Here is a 17,532-nt window from a genome sequence, read left to right on the forward strand (position 1 = left end):
TGATAAGAGTCGTTTTTGTATTCTTATTATTAAAAAGGTAAAAGTAAAAATATAACGAATATATATGACGTATCTCATATGAAATTTCATGTACTGTATTATTTTATTAATTTAAATAAATTTCAAGAAAGTATAATATAATTCAGTTAGCATATAGAAGTGTTTGATGAGAATGTAAAGGAGAAAATATGAAAAAGAAGATCAATAGAATCGTAATGATTATTTGTATATTAGTAGGTTTTACAATCTTTTTATATTTACAGAACAATTTAATAAGTATAACTGAGGTTAAAATAACCTCTAGTAAAATACCATCCTCTTTTAAAGGGTATAAAATTCTACAAATTTCAGACTTACACAATAAGCAATTTGGCGATAATCAAGATGTGTTAATTCAAAAAATAAAAAGCATAGACCCAGATATTATTGCGATTACGGGTGATTTAATTGACAGTAAATCATAAGATGCAGAAGTTAGTATGCAATTAATACGAGAAATGGTAAAGAAGTATCCTGTATATTTTGTGACAGGAAACCATGAACAATGGTCTGGAAAGTATAACAGTTTAGAAAAAGAGTTGAAGAAATATGATGTCAATGTTTTAAGGAATGAACATGTAGGCATTCGAAAGGGTGAGCAAGAAATAAACTTGCTAGGTATTGATGATCCAGAGTTTGTTACTGGAAACCGTGATGAAGGAAATATTATAATAGATGAAATTAAAAAAGCGAAAATTGAAATGCAGCCAGATAGATATAATGTATTATTATCCCATAGGCCTGAATTTATTAAGGAATATACGAATGAGAGATTGGATTTGGTTTTATCGGGACATGCTCATGGAGGGCAAGTTAGATTGCCATCTATCGGAGGATTAGTTGCTCCAAATCAAGGTGTTTTACCTAAATATACAGCAGGTTTATATGAAGAACAAAATACATCAATGGTGGTTAGTAGAGGATTAGGCAATAGTATCATTCCGCAAAGAATTTTGAATAGGCCAGAAATTGTAGTCGCCCAGTTAAATTAAATTGGGCGACTTTTTATGTACAGAATGAGTAAAGGGGCTTTATGTATTTTGTACGAGTTAACATTACAATTTTGTTAAAAATTTTCTACGTTACATAAAGTAACAAAATTTGACCTGAAGAGTTTGTTATAGTGTAAATAATCAAAAAACTTAAAAATTAGTCGAGTGAAAAGTGTGATAAGGAATTTATGTAAAAAACTTAAAGGGGTGTACACATGCATAAAGAATATGAAATTGAAGAGTATACGGCGATTGAGGAACAAATACATTATTATTGTCAATGTTTATTAGTGAGCCATCCTGAGCAAATTATAAAATATTTGGAAAAAAGATTAGAAAAATATGCAGAAACATTACAATATGCACATTTATATCCCGATACAGTTATTTTACCGTTACAGCAATTAGTTATCGAATATTCTTTAGACCTTGCTAGAATTAGGAAGTATATGAATTTAGAAACATAAAGTAAAATGCATAGTTTAAATGAAACAGAGTCGACTTTAAGAAATTATATTCTAATGTCGATTCTGTTTCATTGTTTAATATTGTTGATTGAAAATAAATACTAATCAATGAAGTTTGACATATAATTACGCAAGAGTAAAATAAAAGTGAGTACTCACTCATTTTATAGAAAAGAGGGATAATACATGCAAAAACCTTCAATTGTTTTACAGAATGTATCGAAAAGTTTTGGGAAAAAAGAAGTTTTACACGATCTTTCATTACAAATTGAAAAAGCAGAGATATTTGGTTTAGTTGGGCCTTCAGGATCAGGGAAAACGACGCTTATTAAATTGATTGCAGGTATTAATCAGGCATCTAAAGGTGATGTATTTGTATACAACATTAACATGCCAAATTTAAATGAGATGAAAAGAATTGGCTATATGGCTCAAGCTGATGCATTATACGAAGAACTATCAGCATATGAAAATGCAGATTTTATTGCAACGATGTATGGATTAAAGGGAAAGCATAAAAAGGAAAGAATCAAAGAGGTTTTTGACCTGGTACAATTATCACAACATATGAAAAAGCAAGTACAGCATTTTTCAGGTGGGATGAAAAAGCGTCTATCATTAGCAATAGCACTTCTTCATGAACCTGAAATATTAATTTTAGATGAGCCAACAGTGGGGATAGATCCGCTTCTTAGAAAAACAATCTGGGGAAAATTTTATGAACTTAAAAAGAAAGGCACAACTATTATTGTAACGACGCACATTATGGATGAAGCAGAGTTTTGTGAGCGTCTAGGGTTGATTAGAGAAGGGAACTTAGTTGCGGTTGGAACGCCAGAGGAATTGAAAAAACGTGTATCATCAGGACGAATTGAAGATGTCTTTTTGTTAGAAGAGGGGGTTGAATCGTGAGAGTTAATGGTGTAATCATTCGTATTATTCGTCAATTTTTTCGAGATAAACGTTCGTTAGCCATGATGTTTGGGGCACCAATGTTATTACTTTGGCTATTGTCTTTAGTATTTACACAAAAAGATTATAAACCACATATTGCTGTAGTTGATGTGCCCGCTTCTATAGTAAAAGTGATGAAAAATCAAGAAGCCTCAATTTATGAATATAGCAAAGAGAAAGCGATTTCTGAGTTGGAAAAACAAAAGATCGATGCAGTAATTCATTTAGAGAATGGAAAAATAAATCTTTTGTTAGAAGGCAGTGATTCGTCGAAAAACCGTGCTGTACTCCAAGTATTGCAAAAGAGCACAGAGAAGAATGATGTATCGATTATGAAACCTGAAGTGAATTATTTACATGGCTCTAAAGACTTTACGATGTTTGATGGGCTCGGTCCCATGTTAATTGGATTCTTTACATTTTTCTTTGTATTCATTTTGTCAGGAGTTTCTTTCGTAAGAGAACGTTTAAGTGGTACATTAGAGCGATTATTGTCCACACCAGTTAGACGATGGGAAATAGTTGTTGGATATATAATTGGTTTTGGAATTTTTGCATTCATACAATCTGTTATAATTGTAAGTTTTTCAGTCTATGTTTTAGATTTATATGTAGCAGGTTCTATATGGCTAACGCTACTTATTACATGTATGCTCTCTTTAACGGCACTAACATTAGGGACGTTTTTATCAGCATACGCAAATAATGAATTTCAAATGATCCAGTTTATACCGCTAGTTATTGTGCCACAAATCTTCTTTTCTGGCTTGTTTCCAATTGAATCTATGAATAAGTGGCTACAAATGTTAGGGAAATTATTTCCACTCACATACGGCGCTGATGCAATGAGGCAAGTGATGATTCGAAATCAAGGATTTACAGAAATTGCATTGGATCTTACTGTATTACTACTTTTTTCACTATTATTTGCAGTAGGGAATGTATTTGCTTTAAAGAAACATCGCAAAATATAATAATGACAAAAAGGGGCTTTGTACATGAAGAAGGATTGGCTTGAGGAATTGATTGCTGCAACTAATACTGATAATCGAAATGAACGTCAAATGCGTATTTTAGAAGCAGCTGTTGATATGTTTGGAGAAAAAGGATATGCTTCAACTTCAACAAGTGAAATTGCAAAGCGTGCTGGTGTAGCGGAAGGAACGATTTTCCGCTACTATAAGACGAAAAAAGATTTATTGTTAGCGGTCGTAATGCCAACTTTAACAAAGTTTGCTGCACCATTTTTCGTACAAGCTTTTGCGAAAGAGATATTTAAAACTGATTATGAATCGTATGAAGGGCTTTTAAGGGTAGTCATTCATAATCGATTTGAATTTGCCAAAAAGCACTTTCCAATGATTAAAATATTAATTCAAGAAGTGCCGTTTCAGCCAGAGCTAAAAAGTGAAATACAACAATTAGTAGAAACAGAACTGCTTTCACATTTTAAAAAGTTAATTGTAAAGTTTCAAGAAGAAGGGGGAATTATTGAGATGCCACCACCTTCCGTGTTACGGCTTACATTATCAGCTGTTTTAGGATTTCTATTAACTCGGTTTTTATTATTACCTGAAGAGAATTGGGATGATGAATTGGAAATTGAAAATACGATTCAATTTATTTTGTACGGACTAACGCCACGGAGGTAATGAAATGCGACAATTTGCAAAACCTACAATCGTCGTAAGTAAATGTTTAGAATTTGATGCTTGTCGTTATAATGGAGAAATGATTCCGGATGTAACAATACGAAATTTGCAGCCATTTGTTACATTTATACCTGTTTGTCCAGAAGTCGAGATTGGATTGGGAATTCCTCGTGAAACGATACGAATCGTAGAAGAAAATGGTGTGAATAAACTTGTGCAACCGTCGACAAGAGAAGACGTTACTGAAAAAATGGAGCAATTTTCAAATGGATTTTTACAAACGATATCCGATGTGGATGGATTTATTTTAAAGAATCGCTCGCCAAGTTGTGGTACGCGTGATGTGAAATTTTATTCTGGTTTTGAAAAAGCGCCAGCAAAAGGAAAGGGACCAGGCTTATTTGGCGGAGCAGTATTAAAAAAATTTTCGCACCTTCCAATTGAAGAAGAAGGTAGATTGTCGAATTTTATTATTAGAGAACATTTCTTTACAAGGTTATTTACAATCGCATATTACAAAATGATTAAACATAATAAAAATATGAAAAACCTTGTATCGTTTCAGTCGGACAATAAATATTTATTTATGGCATATAATCAGGTAAAACAAAAAGAATTAGGGCGTATTATTGCAAATCAAAAAAATGAAACGATTGAAATTGTATTTGATAATTATGAGAAGACTTTATATGAATTATTTTTGCGCGCGCCCCGCTATACATCGAATGTAAATGTATGTGAACATATTTTCGGATATTTTAAAACGAAATTAAAAAAACAAGAAAAAGATTATTTTTTAGAACTGATACAAAAGTATGCAGAAAAGAAAATACCACTTAGTAGTTTGCTTGCAATTTTAAAATCATGGGCCATTCGGTTTGATGAAAAGTATTTATTAGGACAAACATATTTTGAGCCATATCCTGAAGCGTTAGTAGAAATTTCTGATTCGGGAAAAGGTAGAGATTATTAAACAATAAATTACATAATTCGACATAAAACTTCCTATGTTGTTGTAGAACAATGTAGGAATTTTTTTGTGCATTAGTACAGAATCTGTTTTAAAATTAAGTTATGACAGAATTGTAGCAATTGTCTAACTAATATTCTTGTCTTTTAAGAAGTAATGTTTGTAGTAGAAACTCGCACGCTGTCGAAACTCAATATTCGATAAGGGGTGTGTAGCGGAATGGAATTTACTCTAACTCGCGAAAAACAAATGATTAAAGAAATGGTACGTGACTTTGCTGAAAAGGAAATCGCACCGAAAGCTGTGTATTATGACAAAACTGCAGAGTTTCCATATGAAACATTTCAAAAAATGGGCGAACTAGGATTATTAGGCATCCCATTCCCAGAAGAGTATGGAGGTTCAGGTGGCGATACAGTATCGTACGCGCTAGCAGTTGAAGAAATTGGTCGTGCTTGTGGTGGTACAGGATTAAGCTACGCTGCAACAATTTCATTAGGTGCTTCTCCAATTTATTATTTCGGTACAGAAGAACAAAAACAAAAATATTTAGTTCCAATGGCATCAGGTAAAACGTTAGGCGCTTTCGGATTAACGGAGCCAAACGCTGGATCAGATGCAGGAGGCACACAAACGAAAGCGGTATTAGATGGTGATGAATATGTAATCAGTGGTGAAAAGTGCTGGATTACAAACGCAGAGTATGCAAATACAATTATTGTAACCGCTATCAACGGTGTTGAAGAGAATGGTAGAAAACGTATTTCTGCATTTATCGTACCGACTACAAGTGAAGGATTAACGATCTCGAGTCCTTACGATAAGATGGGTGTTCGCGCTTCTAATACTTGTGAAATCGTACTTGATGGTGTGCGTGTACCGAAAGAAAATATTCTTGGTGATGTTAATAAAGGATTTAAACAATTCTTATATACACTTGATGGAGGACGTATTTCAATTGCAGCATTAGCAGTAGGTATTGCACAATCTGCATTTGAACGTGCATTGCAATATGCGAAAGAACGTCAACAATTTGGAAAAACAATTTCTAATTTCCAAGCGATTCAATTTAAATTAGCGGATATGGCGACTGAAGTAGAGTTAGCACGTAATTTAGTACATAAAGCAGCTTGGTTAAAAGATAACGATAAACCTTTCGGTAAAGAAGCGGCTATGGCAAAACTATTTGCATCTGAAGCAGCTAGTCGTATTGCGAATCATGCAGTACAAATTCATGGCGGTTATGGCTATATGCGTGAATATGAAGTTGAAAGACATATTCGTGATGCAAAACTGTTAGAAATTGGTGAAGGAACTTCTGAAATTCAACGTCTCGTAATTGCTAGACATTTAGGATGTAGATAAAAAGGAGGAATCACTATGTTTCAAAAAATATTAATTGCCAATCGCGGGGAAATCGCAGTTCGCATTATGAAAACTTGTCAAAAACTTGGAATTCGTACCGTCGCTATTTATTCTGAGGCTGATGAAAATGCCCTTCATGTAAAAATGGCAAATGAAGCTTATCTAGTAGGTGGTCCACGAGTTCAAGAAAGCTATTTAAACCTTGAAAAAATTATTGAAATAGCTAAGAAGACAAATGTTGAAGCAATCCATCCGGGGTACGGATTATTATCAGAGAATCCATCTTTTCCGATTCGCTGTAAAGAAGAAGGAATCGTATTTATTGGTCCTTCAGAAGAAATCATTACGAAGATGGGAAGTAAAATTGAGTCACGTATAGCAATGCAAGCAGCAGATGTACCAGTAGTTCCAGGTATTACTACAAATATTGAAACTGCTGAAGAGGCAATTGAAATTGCAAAACAAATTGGTTATCCATTAATGCTTAAGGCATCCGCGGGCGGCGGAGGCATTGGAATGCAGTTGATGGAAACTGAGCAAACGCTCACCAAAGCATTTGAAAGTAACAAAACAAGGGCACAAAATTTCTTCGGTAATGGAGAAATGTATTTAGAGCGTTATATTGCAGACGCGCATCATATTGAAATTCAGCTTTTAGCAGATACACATGGTAACACAGTGTACTTATGGGAACGTGAATGTTCCGTACAGCGCCGAAATCAAAAAGTAATCGAAGAAGCACCTTCACCTTTTTTAGATGAAGGTACACGAAAAGCAATGGGAGAAGTGGCTGTACAAGCTGCTAAAGCTCTTGGGTATACAAATGCAGGTACAGTTGAGTTTCTTGTAGATGATCAGAAAAATTTCTATTTCTTAGAAATGAATACGAGATTACAAGTAGAGCATCCCGTTACAGAAGAAATTACGGGGTTAGATCTTGTAGAACAACAACTTCTTATCGCAAGTGGAGAGAAACTATCATTTACTCAGGATGATGTAAAACGTAGTGGTCATGCCATTGAAGCACGTATTTATGCAGAAGACCCGAAAACATTCTTCCCGTCACCTGGGAAAATTACAGATTTAACATTACCATCAAATATACGTATGGATCACTTTTTAGAGAATCATGTAACAATTACACCGTTTTATGATCCAATGATTGCAAAAGTCATTGCTCATGGTGAAACTCGTGAAGAGGCAATTTCAAAATTAGAAAATGCTCTAGAGGAGTTGAAAATTGAAGGTATTAAAACAAATACACCGATGCTACTGCAAGTGCTCGGAGACGATGTGTTCAAAAGTGGTATTTATACAACGGGTTTCGTAACGAAACAGCTTGTTAAAAAATAAGATTTATGAATATTAAGGGGGAAAAAATGATGACGAAAGTATATGCATCGATGGCAGGAAATGTTTGGAAGATAGTTGTAGGAGTAGGAGATACAGTAGAGGAAGAGCAGGATGTCGTCATTTTGGAATCTATGAAAATGGAAATTCCAATCATTTCAGAAGAAGCTGGCACAGTTATGAAAATTAATGTGCAAGAAGGCGATTTTGTAAATGAAGGAGATGTATTACTAGAAATTGAATAGGGAGATATAGGGGGAAGCGAATTGAAACTACCTAATTTTGCTGTCATTAAAGAAGTAGGGCCACGTGATGGCTTACAGAATGAAAAAAAGATTGTTGGCACAAAAGATAAAGTAAAATGGATTCAACTACTTACAGAAGCCGGATTGTCGTACGTTGAAGTTTCCTCATTCGTTCACCCAAAATGGGTTCCTGCCTTAGCGGATGCAAATGATGTCTTTTCTGAGCTAAAAAGGGATCCCAATGTTACATATGCTGCGCTTGTTCCAAATCAAAATGGTTTGGAACGAGCTTTTTTGCAAAATGTAGATGAGGTGAATGTTTTTTTATCAGCGAGTGAATCTCATAATAAAAGTAATATTAATAAATCAATTAAAGAAGCATTAACTGTTATTGAAGATATAACAAAACAGGCAATATTCGAAGGGAAAAAGGTTAGAGGTTATGTTTCTACTGTATTTGGATGTCCGTATGAGGGAGATATAAGTGCCGCAGCAGTTGATGAAATATGTAATCAACTATTTTCATACGGCATTTATGAAGTTTCTCTCGGTGACACGATTGGTGTAGCGAATCCATTACAAGTAGAACAAGTATTAGAACATCTATTAAAGAAATATGATGCTTCGCAGTTTGCAATGCATTTTCATAATACGTATGGGATGGCACTTGCAAATGTAGTGAAGTCTTTAGAACACGGTATTACAACGTTTGATAGTTCTTGTGGTGGACTCGGGGGATGTCCATATGCACCGGGAGCATCAGGAAATGTTGCAACTGATGATTTAGTGCATATGCTCCATAAGTTAGGTGTCCAAACAAATATAGACGAAGAAAAGTTATGGAGAGCTAGTCAATTTATTCAAAGTAAGTTAAATATCCAATTACCGAGTCATGTGTATAGAGCGCTTCAACATAAAACGATAAGTAGGTGAGAAGATGCTAGAATTACAAAATATTTCAGTTGACTATGTAACACCGCATGTTGTAAAGATTTCGTTATATCGTGAAAGACAAGCAAATTCTTTATCTTTAGCGTTATTAGAAGAATTGCAAACAATATTAACGGAAATAAGTGAAGAGTCAAATACACGTGTAGTTATTTTAACAGGGGCTGGTGAAAAAGCGTTTTGTGCTGGCGCAGATTTAAAAGAACGAGCTGGTATGAATGAAGAGCAAGTTCGCCATGCGGTTGGTATGATTCGTACTACTATGGAAATGGTGGAACAATTACCACAACCAGTTATTGCAGCTATTAATGGAATTGCTCTTGGTGGTGGTACGGAATTGAGTTTAGCCTGTGACTTTAGAATCGCTTCTGAAAATGCAAGCCTTGGTCTGACTGAAACTACCCTTGCAATTATACCTGGAGCAGGTGGTACGCAGCGTTTACCGAGATTAATTGGTGTTGGTAGAGCGAAAGAATTAATTTATACAGGAAGACGTATTTCGGCGCAAGAAGCGAAAGAATATGGTTTAGTAGAATTCGTCGTACCAGCTGATTTACTAGAAGAGAAAGCGATTGAAATTGCAAATCAAATTGCTAGTAATGGTCCTATTGCAGTTCGATTAGCAAAAGAAGCAATTTCTAATGGTGTTCAAGTAGATTTACATACCGGATTACAAATGGAAAAACAGGCGTACGAGGGTGTAATCCATACGGAAGATAGATTAGAAGGATTACAGGCATTTAAGGAAAAACGCAAACCGATGTATAAGGGGGAGTAAATGTGTTAGAACAAAAACAACAATCAAATAATTTTGAAGAACGAGTTGAAACGATTAAACAAGGTGGAGCACCGAAATATCATGAACAAAACAAAGCAAAAGGAAAACTATTTGTTCGAGATCGTTTAGCTCTTCTATTTGATAATGGCGAATATGTAGAAGATGCATTATTTGCAAATTGTGAGCAAACAGGGTTACCGGCTGATGGTGTTGTAACTGCAACTGGTAAAATACATGGGCGTACTGCGTGCGTAATGGCAAATGATTCAACTGTGAAAGCCGGATCATGGGGAGCTCGTACAGTTGAAAAGATTTTACGTATTCAAGAAACGGCTGAAAAGTTACGTGTTCCATTATTTTATTTAGTTGACTCTGCTGGAGCGCGTATTACAGATCAAGTAGAAATGTTCCCAGGGCGCCGCGGTGCGGGAAGAATCTTTTATAACCAAGTGAAATTATCAGGTAAAGTTCCGCAAATTTGTTTATTATTTGGTCCTTCTGCTGCTGGTGGTGCATATATTCCAGCTTTTTGTGACGTTGTTATGATGGTGGAAGGTAATGCATCTATGTATTTAGGATCTCCACGTATGGCTGAAATGGTTATCGGTGAGAAGGTAACTTTAGAAGAAATGGGCGGGGCTCGTATGCATTGCTCAGTATCAGGATGCGGAGACGTTTTATGTAAGACAGAAGAAGATGCAATTACACAGGCTAGACAATACATTTCATATTTTCCAAGCAACTACTTAGAAAAGACTCCATTGATGACACCTCAAGAACCGAAACAGTTCGATAAAACGTTAGAACAAATCATTCCAGAAAATCAAAATGCTCCTTTCAATATGAAAGATCTGATTAACAGAATTATAGATGACGGCTCATTCTTTGAAGTGAAAAAATTATTTGCTCAAGAACTCATTACAGGTTTAGCACGCATTGATGGTAAGCCAATAGGTATTATTGCAAATCAGCCGCGTATGAAAGGTGGCGTTTTATTCCACGATTCAGCTGATAAAGCAGCGAAGTTTATTAATTTATGCGATGCATACCATATTCCATTATTATTCCTTGCAGATGTACCAGGATTTATGATTGGTACAAAAGTAGAGCGCGCTGGTATTATTCGTCACGGTGCAAAAATGATTTCTGCAATGAGTGAAGCAACTGTACCGAAAATTTCTATCATTGTTCGAAAAGCATATGGAGCTGGTTTATATGCAATGGCAGGTCCGGCATTTGAACCAGATTGCTGCTTAGCATTACCGACAGCTTCTATTGCTGTAATGGGTCCAGAAGCAGCGGTCAATGCTGTATATGCAAATAAAATTGCGGCTTTACCAGAAGAAGAGCGTGCAAGCTTCATAGCTGAAAAACGTGAAGAGTATAAGAAAGATATTGATATTTATCATTTAGCATCAGAGATGGTGATTGATGGTATTGTTCATCCAAACAATTTACGTGAAGAGTTAAAAGGGCGTTTCGAAATGTATATGAGTAAATATCAAGTATTCACGGATCGTAAACATCCTGTATATCCAGTTTAAAAGCCCTATTTAGGGCTTTCTTGCTCAAAAAGTCAAGGAGGGGAAAACATTGAAACAAGCAGTTTGGTTTCCAACAGAAGAGTATAAGGAAAAAACACGTTTATATGGTTGGATGAAATCATTGGGATATGAAGACTATGAAACTTTTTATAATAAATCTATTGAGGAAACAGCTTGGTTTTGGGGAGAGGCAGAAAAAGCAGTTGGCTATCAATGGATGAAACCTTATACAGAAGTGTTAGATTTAGAAAATGGTACGCCATTTGCACAGTGGTATAATGATGGAACATGTAACGTTGTAGAATCAGCTTTATCCCGCTGGATTGCGGATGAAGTGACAAGAAAACAGCCAGCACTTCAGTACGAAGGGGAAAATGGAACTTCAAAATCATTTACATATGAAGAGCTTGACAATTGGGTAAGCCGTGTGGCCAATGGTTTGAAACAAGCGGGTATTGAGAAGGGCGATCGTGTAACAATTTATATGCCGATGATTCCGGAAACAGTTGTTGCGATGCTAGCTGTAATGAAAATCGGAGCAATTATTTCACCAATATTTTCGGGATTTGCTTCGGATGCAGTTATGACACGCGTACAAGCAGCTGGTTCAAAAATGATTATTACCGCAGATGGATTTTCACGCCGCGGGAAAATTGTTTCTTTAAAGGATGAAGTAGATAAAGCTTGTGAACATTGCCCGACTGTTGAAAAGGTGGTAATTGTTCGTCATGCAGGAAATAATTTTACACCGCATCATTATGACTTTTCATGGAGTACGCTAGAAAAAGAAAAACCATTCATACATGCCGAAGAAATGCATAGTGATGATCCTTTAATGCTCATATATACATCAGGAACGACTGGTAAGCCGAAAGGAACGGTACACACGCATGCAGGATTTCCTTTGAAAGCAGCTTTTGATGCAGGATTTGGAATGAATATTAAACAAGGTGATCGTGTATTGTGGGTAACTGATATGGGCTGGATGATGGGGCCATTTTTATTATTCGGTTCACTCATAAATGGTGCAACGATGGTTATGTACGAAGGTGTTCCAGACTTTCCAGAAGCAGATCGCTTATGGGAGACGGTTGATAAATATGAAATTACTCATCTCGGTATTTCGCCAACGTTAATCCGTGCATTAATGGCAAAAGGTGATGAGTATGTGAATAAACATTCTTTAAAGAGTTTAGAAGTATTCGCATCAACAGGAGAGCCTTGGAATCCTGATCCATGGATGTGGCTGTTTGAAACAGTTGGAAAAGGAAAAGTGCCAATCTGTAACTATTCAGGCGGAACTGAAATTTCTGGTGGGATTTTCGGTAATGTTCTGATTAAGCCAATCGCACCAATTAGTTTTAACGCATCGTTACCAGGTATGGCTGCGGTTGTACTTGATGATCAAGGTAAACCAATCCGTGATGAAGTTGGAGAATTATGTTTAGAGAAACCTTGGGTTGGAATGACGAAAAGTTTCTGGGAAGACGATGAGCGTTATGTGAACACATATTGGTCACGATTTGAAAATAAATGGGTTCATGGTGACTGGGTTATTTATGATGGTGAACAATATATCATTACAGGGCGTTCAGATGATACGCTAAATATTGCTGGTAAACGTATTGGGCCTGCTGAATATGAGTCTATTCTTGTGAAACATATTAATGTAATAGAAGCAGCTTCAATTGGTGTACCTGACGATGTAAAAGGTGAGGTTTGTCATTGCTTTGTAGTATTACGAGATGGTGTAATATTTACAGCAGAATTAAAGAAAGAATTAATGAGTTTAGTAAATTCTCATATCGGAAAAGCATTATGTCCAAAGGATATCCACGTTGTAGCGGATTTGCCAAAAACACGTAATTCTAAAGTAATGCGACGCGTCATCAAAGCGGCTTACTTAGGAAAAGAATTAGGAGATTTATCATCACTTGTAAATCCAGAAGTAGTTCCACATATTCAGGGTCTACAGTCTAGTAAATTATAAATGTAGGAATGAGCTCTATGTAAATGGAGCTCATTTTTCATGTTTATAAAAAGAGAAGAAGTAAATTTGAAGTAGTAAAATTCTACTTGTATTATTACGACGTATGTTTGTTTTATAGTTTTTATCAAAATAGGATTGTGGCATGTCTATTCATTGGAGAGATTGAATTGTGTTAAGGATGAAAATTTAGTGAAGCGAAAAGTAATGAATAAAAGGAGAAATCCCTGGGGGACAGGGATTCACTAAGGGAGAAAGTATTGTCGTGCAATGTCGAAATTTGGCGTATTCGACAAATTAATATTATCACGAATTTTCAGGAGATTGTGATAGGGAATGTGTCAAAAATGTGTACGTATTTCCTATTAAAGTGTTATGTAAATAGGAAAAGGGAAAAAATTAAGTTCACTCGTTCTTAAGAATTTTTCCCCTTAAAATTTAGTATTTGTTCGTTATTTTATATACGTCTTAATTTGGTAAATCTTCAACATGTAAAGATTGAGTATTGCCCTTTTTGTTTGAATTATGTGCCTTCTGAGATGTTTCTTGCATTTGCTCTTGGGCTTTACTAGGAGTATTCAGCGCATCAGATGATACATGATCAAGTTGTTGACTTAATAAATCTTTTTTATCCATGTTATGTAGCTCCTTTTTGAACTTTGATATAAAAACGAAGTGTTTTTAAATAGTTACGTGGGTATTATGTATCTTTGAATGGAATTATATACACAAACTACATTGAGAAGTTAACTACTTATAAAAATTACCTGTGATGACAAGCTGAAGAAATATAAAGATCATTAGTGATTAATAAAAGCATTATTTTAGTAGGGTGTTACGAAATTTCATTTAAAAGGAACATCCCAATGATAAAAAAGAGCACTGTAAATCAGTGCTCATCTTATCAGAAACTGCTTAGTCCTTAAAAACAAAACCATTACGGACAATTCACAATGGTAATAGTGACGCTAGCCATTGTTCCAGGAGAATCAAGAAGTGAAGCAGTAACGGTTACTGTTCCAGGCCCATTAGCGGCTAGAAATACAGCGGTAAAGTTACCTGAAGCATTGGTAATGACAGCAAGAGGAACCATGAAAGCAAGAGAAGGGTTACTAAATGAAAAACTGACCACTACTCCTGGAGTAGGACTACCGTTTACTAATACTTGCCCCGAAAAAAATAAAGTATTATTTCCTTGAGTGGATACACATGCTGTGGTTTCGTTAGAAGTCAAGGTAATAGATGCAGGCCCAGCGGGAAGATTAAATCCAGTTGGTCCAGTTGGCCCAGTTGGTCCAGTTGGCCCAGTTGGTCCAGTTGGCCCAGTTGGTCCGGTTGGCCCAGTTGGTCCAGTTGGTCCGGTTGGTCCAGTTGGTCCAGTTGGTCCGGTTGACCCAGTTGGTCCAGTTGAACCAGTAGCTCCTGTAGAACCTGTGGGACCAGTAGGGAATTGAAAGGGTTGAACAGGTGGAAGTGTAGGTCCAATAGAACCCGGATTAAGTGCAACAAAAGATAAAAACTCGTCCATTATTTATCACCTCTAAAAATTGTATTACTAATAGTAAATGTACTGACAGAGCAAAGTGAAATGGACAAGCGGTTGTATTTTAACAAATTAAGCAAAATAGTTATTTGATAGAAAGAGAGAGTAGTATGATTCCTTTAGAAATTAAATATAAAAAGGCGATTATCTTCAAATCGCCTTTTGGGTAATGCAGTGTAATTTTATTCAGTTATTTGAAATATAGTTTCATTCGGTTTAGAAAATCCATACAATTTCCTTGCGAATTTTAAAATTTCTTCTTCACTACTTGTTAAAGCTTTAACATCATTCTTAAGGGAATGACCATCCTTCTTTACAGAAGATAATTTTTGTTGTTCCGTATTCAGCGTGATTTGTTTTTCTTTAATCATTTCTTGTTGGTTATTCAGAGAATATTGAAGGACAAAAATTATAGGTACCATAATAGCCAAAGTAGTTATAATACGGCGTCTTGTTTTTTTTCTATTACCTTGTTGTGTATTAGGGTTCACTTGCTGTGAGGGTATATTAGGATTTGATTGGTGTGATGATACTTTTGGGATGTTTCCCATTAAAATGCCTCCATTACTGATTGTAGAATTTAAACCGTTTAAAAGTATTATAAATGTTTAATGGGAATTTTAGAAGATATTTTAATATAGTTGCATATCGTAAAGTTTAAACAAAATCCTTATTTACATAAAAGAAACACCGATTGTCTGCGAGGCTCCTAAGGATAATCATCAAGTAATGAAGTACTCGACTAATTAACGATATCACGAATTTTTGGGTAAAAACATTGAAAAATCCGTTTAAATTAATAGGAGTATTATTTGAAATAAAAACGCTATTTTAATACGGAAGGGAATAATGATGATTCCATGGGATAAGCGAGTATACATTGTATCAAGGTGATCATTTTATTACAGAGGGGACAATTGTAGAGGTTAGTGAAAAGGCAAATAAATCATTATATTGGCTCCAGTGCATGATAGATCCAAGTTATGAAAAAGTGTGCGGGAATAGTACAAAGCGACTTCGGTTGATTCGGATAGATAATGACGAAGAATGAGATGATTAAGGATAGGTATTGAATATGCCATATTTGTATGAATAAAGAGCAGAATATAGCCAATATATAGGTGTTGAAATTGTTCTAAAGGTAGGAATATCTGAAATATAAATAATTGAGGGGAGTGAACTAAAAATGGAAACTAGCACTTTTTTAGGATTGTTTTGGGGATGGATCACGGTTATCGTATCGGGAATACTTTTCGTACGCCCATCGGTATTACGTGAATTGAAAAAATTAGTGGCTGAAGACAGAGGGTTTGGTATTATGTACGGTTTTTTATCGATTTTCCTTGGGCTAGGCACTGTAATCCTACATAATGTATGGGCATTCAACTGGCAGGGGTTCCTAACGGTTATTGCATGGCTTGCATTATTAAAGGGAATTTACATAATTGCATATCCTGAACCCTCCAAGAAAACTGATTTTGAATTAAGGATACTAACTACACGTATAGCGCTCGCTATCATTGGCGCTTTGGCTTTATGGATGCTTATAGTAATCTATATAAAATAATCTTTTTTAATGAGAAATATACTAAAATATGAGAAAAGGCTATAATACTAATTATAAATTTAGTCCTACTGGAAGAATCCGTGGACATCAAACTAAAAAGGGCGTTATTATAGTGCTCTGTAGTTTGGTGTCCACTTTTTTATTTTTAATTAACAAAATAAATCAGTGGTGTTTTTATAAATGACGCAATTAACTTCCGAATTAAAATTGACCGAAAAGAAAAGTACGTTTGTTCGGAAGGGGTGTTAAAGAAATTATTACAACTGTGTAAGGTTAATGTAATATTAATCGATAGTAAATCAAGATACTTAAGTGTATTTTTAATAGGATTTGAAAGTACTGTTTTTAACATATTGGGTTAAATAAAATTTAATTAGGAAGTGTAATACAATGATTGAGATTAAATCTATGATTTATTCGTACAAACTAAAAAGAAGAATAGCTAAAGATTTATATGGCAGCAGAGATGAGTTGACGATGTTATTAAATGAATTTAATAATATGAAAAGTAAAGTGAAGTCTGACAAAAAGAAAAATAATATGTTATCTCGTTTACAATTAATGTACCAAAATATGAAATTAGACAAGCAGTATTCTCTTCCGTTTGCTCTTAATAGTAGGTTATTGGAGCGATTAGAAGATGAATCTATTCAAACAACTGAAGAATGTGTATCATGTCTACACGTAATGTTAGAAATAAATTATGAGAAAATAAAACATTATGGATCTAATACAAGTAGGTCATTTGTTCCGTTATCACAGTCTTCCATTTGTCTTGCTGATTTTGTTTGTTTGACAGGATTTGTTTTATTAGGCTTACTAGGAACAATTACATTTGGAGGGATAATGTAATCTTTTTATTCACTTACATAAAAGACCACCCATTTAAGGTGTATTTTTTAGTTACATAGAAGAGCTCATGCGATAGACAGGGAAGAATGACACGGATGCTAATTTCTAGTTGCTCATTGTCAATGCATTGTGTAACTAGAAAGATAAAATGTTATGATGCTAGGAATAACAAGGAATTTAGCGTTTGGGCTAGTTACACAAAATATAAGATATGGGTAACTCATAGTAAACGTGAAATGATAAACCCTATGTTGTCGCAGCGATTAAGTGAGTATGCTG

At 35.1% G+C, this 17,532-nt stretch carries 19 protein-coding genes and 2 pseudogenes; 18 read left to right on the forward strand and 3 right to left on the reverse strand.

The window, feature by feature from the left end:
- The first annotated feature begins 188 nt into the window (after positions 1-188).
- From ACS2MN_RS02900 to ACS2MN_RS02960, 13 genes and pseudogenes are all read left to right on the forward strand, one after another.
- Positions 189-1,031: pseudogene (locus ACS2MN_RS02900) on the forward strand (metallophosphoesterase).
- Between the two features lie 215 nt (positions 1,032-1,246).
- A complete protein-coding gene (locus ACS2MN_RS02905; RefSeq protein WP_000548627.1) occupies positions 1,247-1,498 on the forward strand; it encodes a hypothetical protein in 252 nt (83 codons plus the stop codon).
- Positions 1,499-1,684: 186 nt separating this feature from the next.
- On the forward strand, positions 1,685-2,410 hold the full coding sequence (locus ACS2MN_RS02910) for an ABC transporter ATP-binding protein (RefSeq protein WP_001171599.1): 726 nt from the start codon (positions 1,685-1,687) through the stop codon (positions 2,408-2,410).
- A complete protein-coding gene (locus tag ACS2MN_RS02915; RefSeq protein WP_346994190.1) occupies positions 2,407-3,426 on the forward strand; it encodes an ABC transporter permease in 1,020 nt (339 codons plus the stop codon). Before ACS2MN_RS02910 ends, ACS2MN_RS02915 begins: the two co-directional genes overlap by 4 nt.
- A 24-nt stretch (positions 3,427-3,450) precedes the next feature.
- On the forward strand, positions 3,451-4,104 hold the full coding sequence (locus ACS2MN_RS02920) for a TetR/AcrR family transcriptional regulator (protein WP_000711180.1): 654 nt from the start codon (positions 3,451-3,453) through the stop codon (positions 4,102-4,104).
- Positions 4,105-4,108: 4 nt separating this feature from the next.
- Positions 4,109-5,077 (forward strand): YbgA family protein, encoded by a 969-nt coding sequence (locus ACS2MN_RS02925; protein ID WP_001248625.1) that lies wholly within the window; start codon positions 4,109-4,111, stop codon positions 5,075-5,077.
- 216 nt (positions 5,078-5,293) lie between these two features.
- The gene (locus tag ACS2MN_RS02930) at positions 5,294-6,439 is read left to right on the forward strand and encodes an acyl-CoA dehydrogenase (RefSeq protein WP_000397277.1); all 1,146 of its coding nucleotides are present in this window, start codon (positions 5,294-5,296) and stop codon (positions 6,437-6,439) included.
- Positions 6,440-6,454: 15 nt separating this feature from the next.
- On the forward strand, positions 6,455-7,792 hold the full coding sequence (locus ACS2MN_RS02935) for an acetyl-CoA carboxylase biotin carboxylase subunit (protein WP_000486760.1): 1,338 nt from the start codon (positions 6,455-6,457) through the stop codon (positions 7,790-7,792).
- 26 nt (positions 7,793-7,818) lie between these two features.
- The gene (locus ACS2MN_RS02940) at positions 7,819-8,034 is read left to right on the forward strand and encodes an acetyl-CoA carboxylase biotin carboxyl carrier protein subunit (RefSeq protein ID WP_001987345.1); all 216 of its coding nucleotides are present in this window, start codon (positions 7,819-7,821) and stop codon (positions 8,032-8,034) included.
- Between the two features lie 21 nt (positions 8,035-8,055).
- Positions 8,056-8,967, forward strand: a complete 912-nt coding sequence (mvaB, locus tag ACS2MN_RS02945) for a hydroxymethylglutaryl-CoA lyase (RefSeq protein ID WP_000775419.1) — start codon at positions 8,056-8,058, stop codon at positions 8,965-8,967.
- Positions 8,968-8,971: 4 nt separating this feature from the next.
- Entirely contained in the window at positions 8,972-9,760 is a 789-nt protein-coding gene (locus ACS2MN_RS02950) for an enoyl-CoA hydratase (RefSeq protein ID WP_000891732.1), read from the forward strand.
- 2 nt (positions 9,761-9,762) lie between these two features.
- Positions 9,763-11,304, forward strand: a complete 1,542-nt coding sequence (locus tag ACS2MN_RS02955) for an acyl-CoA carboxylase subunit beta (RefSeq protein ID WP_000893092.1) — start codon at positions 9,763-9,765, stop codon at positions 11,302-11,304.
- 49 nt (positions 11,305-11,353) lie between these two features.
- Positions 11,354-13,294 carry an AMP-binding protein gene (locus tag ACS2MN_RS02960; RefSeq protein ID WP_000806475.1) on the forward strand — a complete coding sequence of 647 codons (1,941 nt, stop codon included), beginning with the start codon at positions 11,354-11,356 and terminating at the stop codon, positions 13,292-13,294.
- 465 nt (positions 13,295-13,759) lie between these two features.
- On the opposite strand, the gene ACS2MN_RS02965 is transcribed toward ACS2MN_RS02960, so the two are convergent.
- Positions 13,760-13,927: a hypothetical protein gene (locus ACS2MN_RS02965; protein WP_000358199.1), complete on the reverse strand. Its 168-nt coding sequence runs from the start codon at positions 13,925-13,927 to the stop codon at positions 13,760-13,762.
- Between the two features lie 317 nt (positions 13,928-14,244).
- On the opposite strand from ACS2MN_RS02965, the gene ACS2MN_RS02970 reads away from it, so the two are divergent.
- Positions 14,245-14,490, forward strand: coding sequence for a hypothetical protein (locus ACS2MN_RS02970; RefSeq protein WP_000237381.1), 246 nt, complete (start codon positions 14,245-14,247; stop codon positions 14,488-14,490).
- A gap of 15 nt (positions 14,491-14,505) precedes the next feature.
- Positions 14,506-14,745, forward strand: coding sequence for a hypothetical protein (locus ACS2MN_RS02975; RefSeq protein WP_312032721.1), 240 nt, complete (start codon positions 14,506-14,508; stop codon positions 14,743-14,745).
- A 17-nt stretch (positions 14,746-14,762) separates the two neighbouring features.
- Here ACS2MN_RS02975 and ACS2MN_RS02980 read toward each other — a convergent pair.
- Positions 14,763-14,819, reverse strand: a pseudogene (locus ACS2MN_RS02980) (exosporium leader peptide-containing protein); the annotation flags it as partial.
- A 197-nt stretch (positions 14,820-15,016) separates the two neighbouring features.
- Positions 15,017-15,385 (reverse strand): FtsB family cell division protein, encoded by a 369-nt coding sequence (locus ACS2MN_RS02985; RefSeq protein ID WP_000526884.1) that lies wholly within the window; start codon positions 15,383-15,385, stop codon positions 15,017-15,019.
- Between the two features lie 329 nt (positions 15,386-15,714).
- Between ACS2MN_RS02985 and ACS2MN_RS02990 the strand changes: the two genes are divergently transcribed.
- From ACS2MN_RS02990 to ACS2MN_RS03000, 3 genes are all read left to right on the forward strand, one after another.
- Entirely contained in the window at positions 15,715-15,885 is a 171-nt protein-coding gene (locus ACS2MN_RS02990) for a hypothetical protein (RefSeq protein WP_015000527.1), read from the forward strand.
- Between the two features lie 135 nt (positions 15,886-16,020).
- Positions 16,021-16,401, forward strand: a complete 381-nt coding sequence (locus ACS2MN_RS02995) for a hypothetical protein (protein ID WP_000450237.1) — start codon at positions 16,021-16,023, stop codon at positions 16,399-16,401.
- A gap of 390 nt (positions 16,402-16,791) precedes the next feature.
- Entirely contained in the window at positions 16,792-17,253 is a 462-nt protein-coding gene (locus tag ACS2MN_RS03000; protein ID WP_000569865.1) for a hypothetical protein, read from the forward strand.
- The last annotated feature ends 279 nt before the right edge of the window (positions 17,254-17,532 follow it).

The sequence above is a fragment of the Bacillus cereus group sp. BceL062 genome (genome assembly GCF_051780025.1).
Taxonomy (GTDB): domain Bacteria; phylum Bacillota; class Bacilli; order Bacillales; family Bacillaceae_G; genus Bacillus_A; species Bacillus_A toyonensis.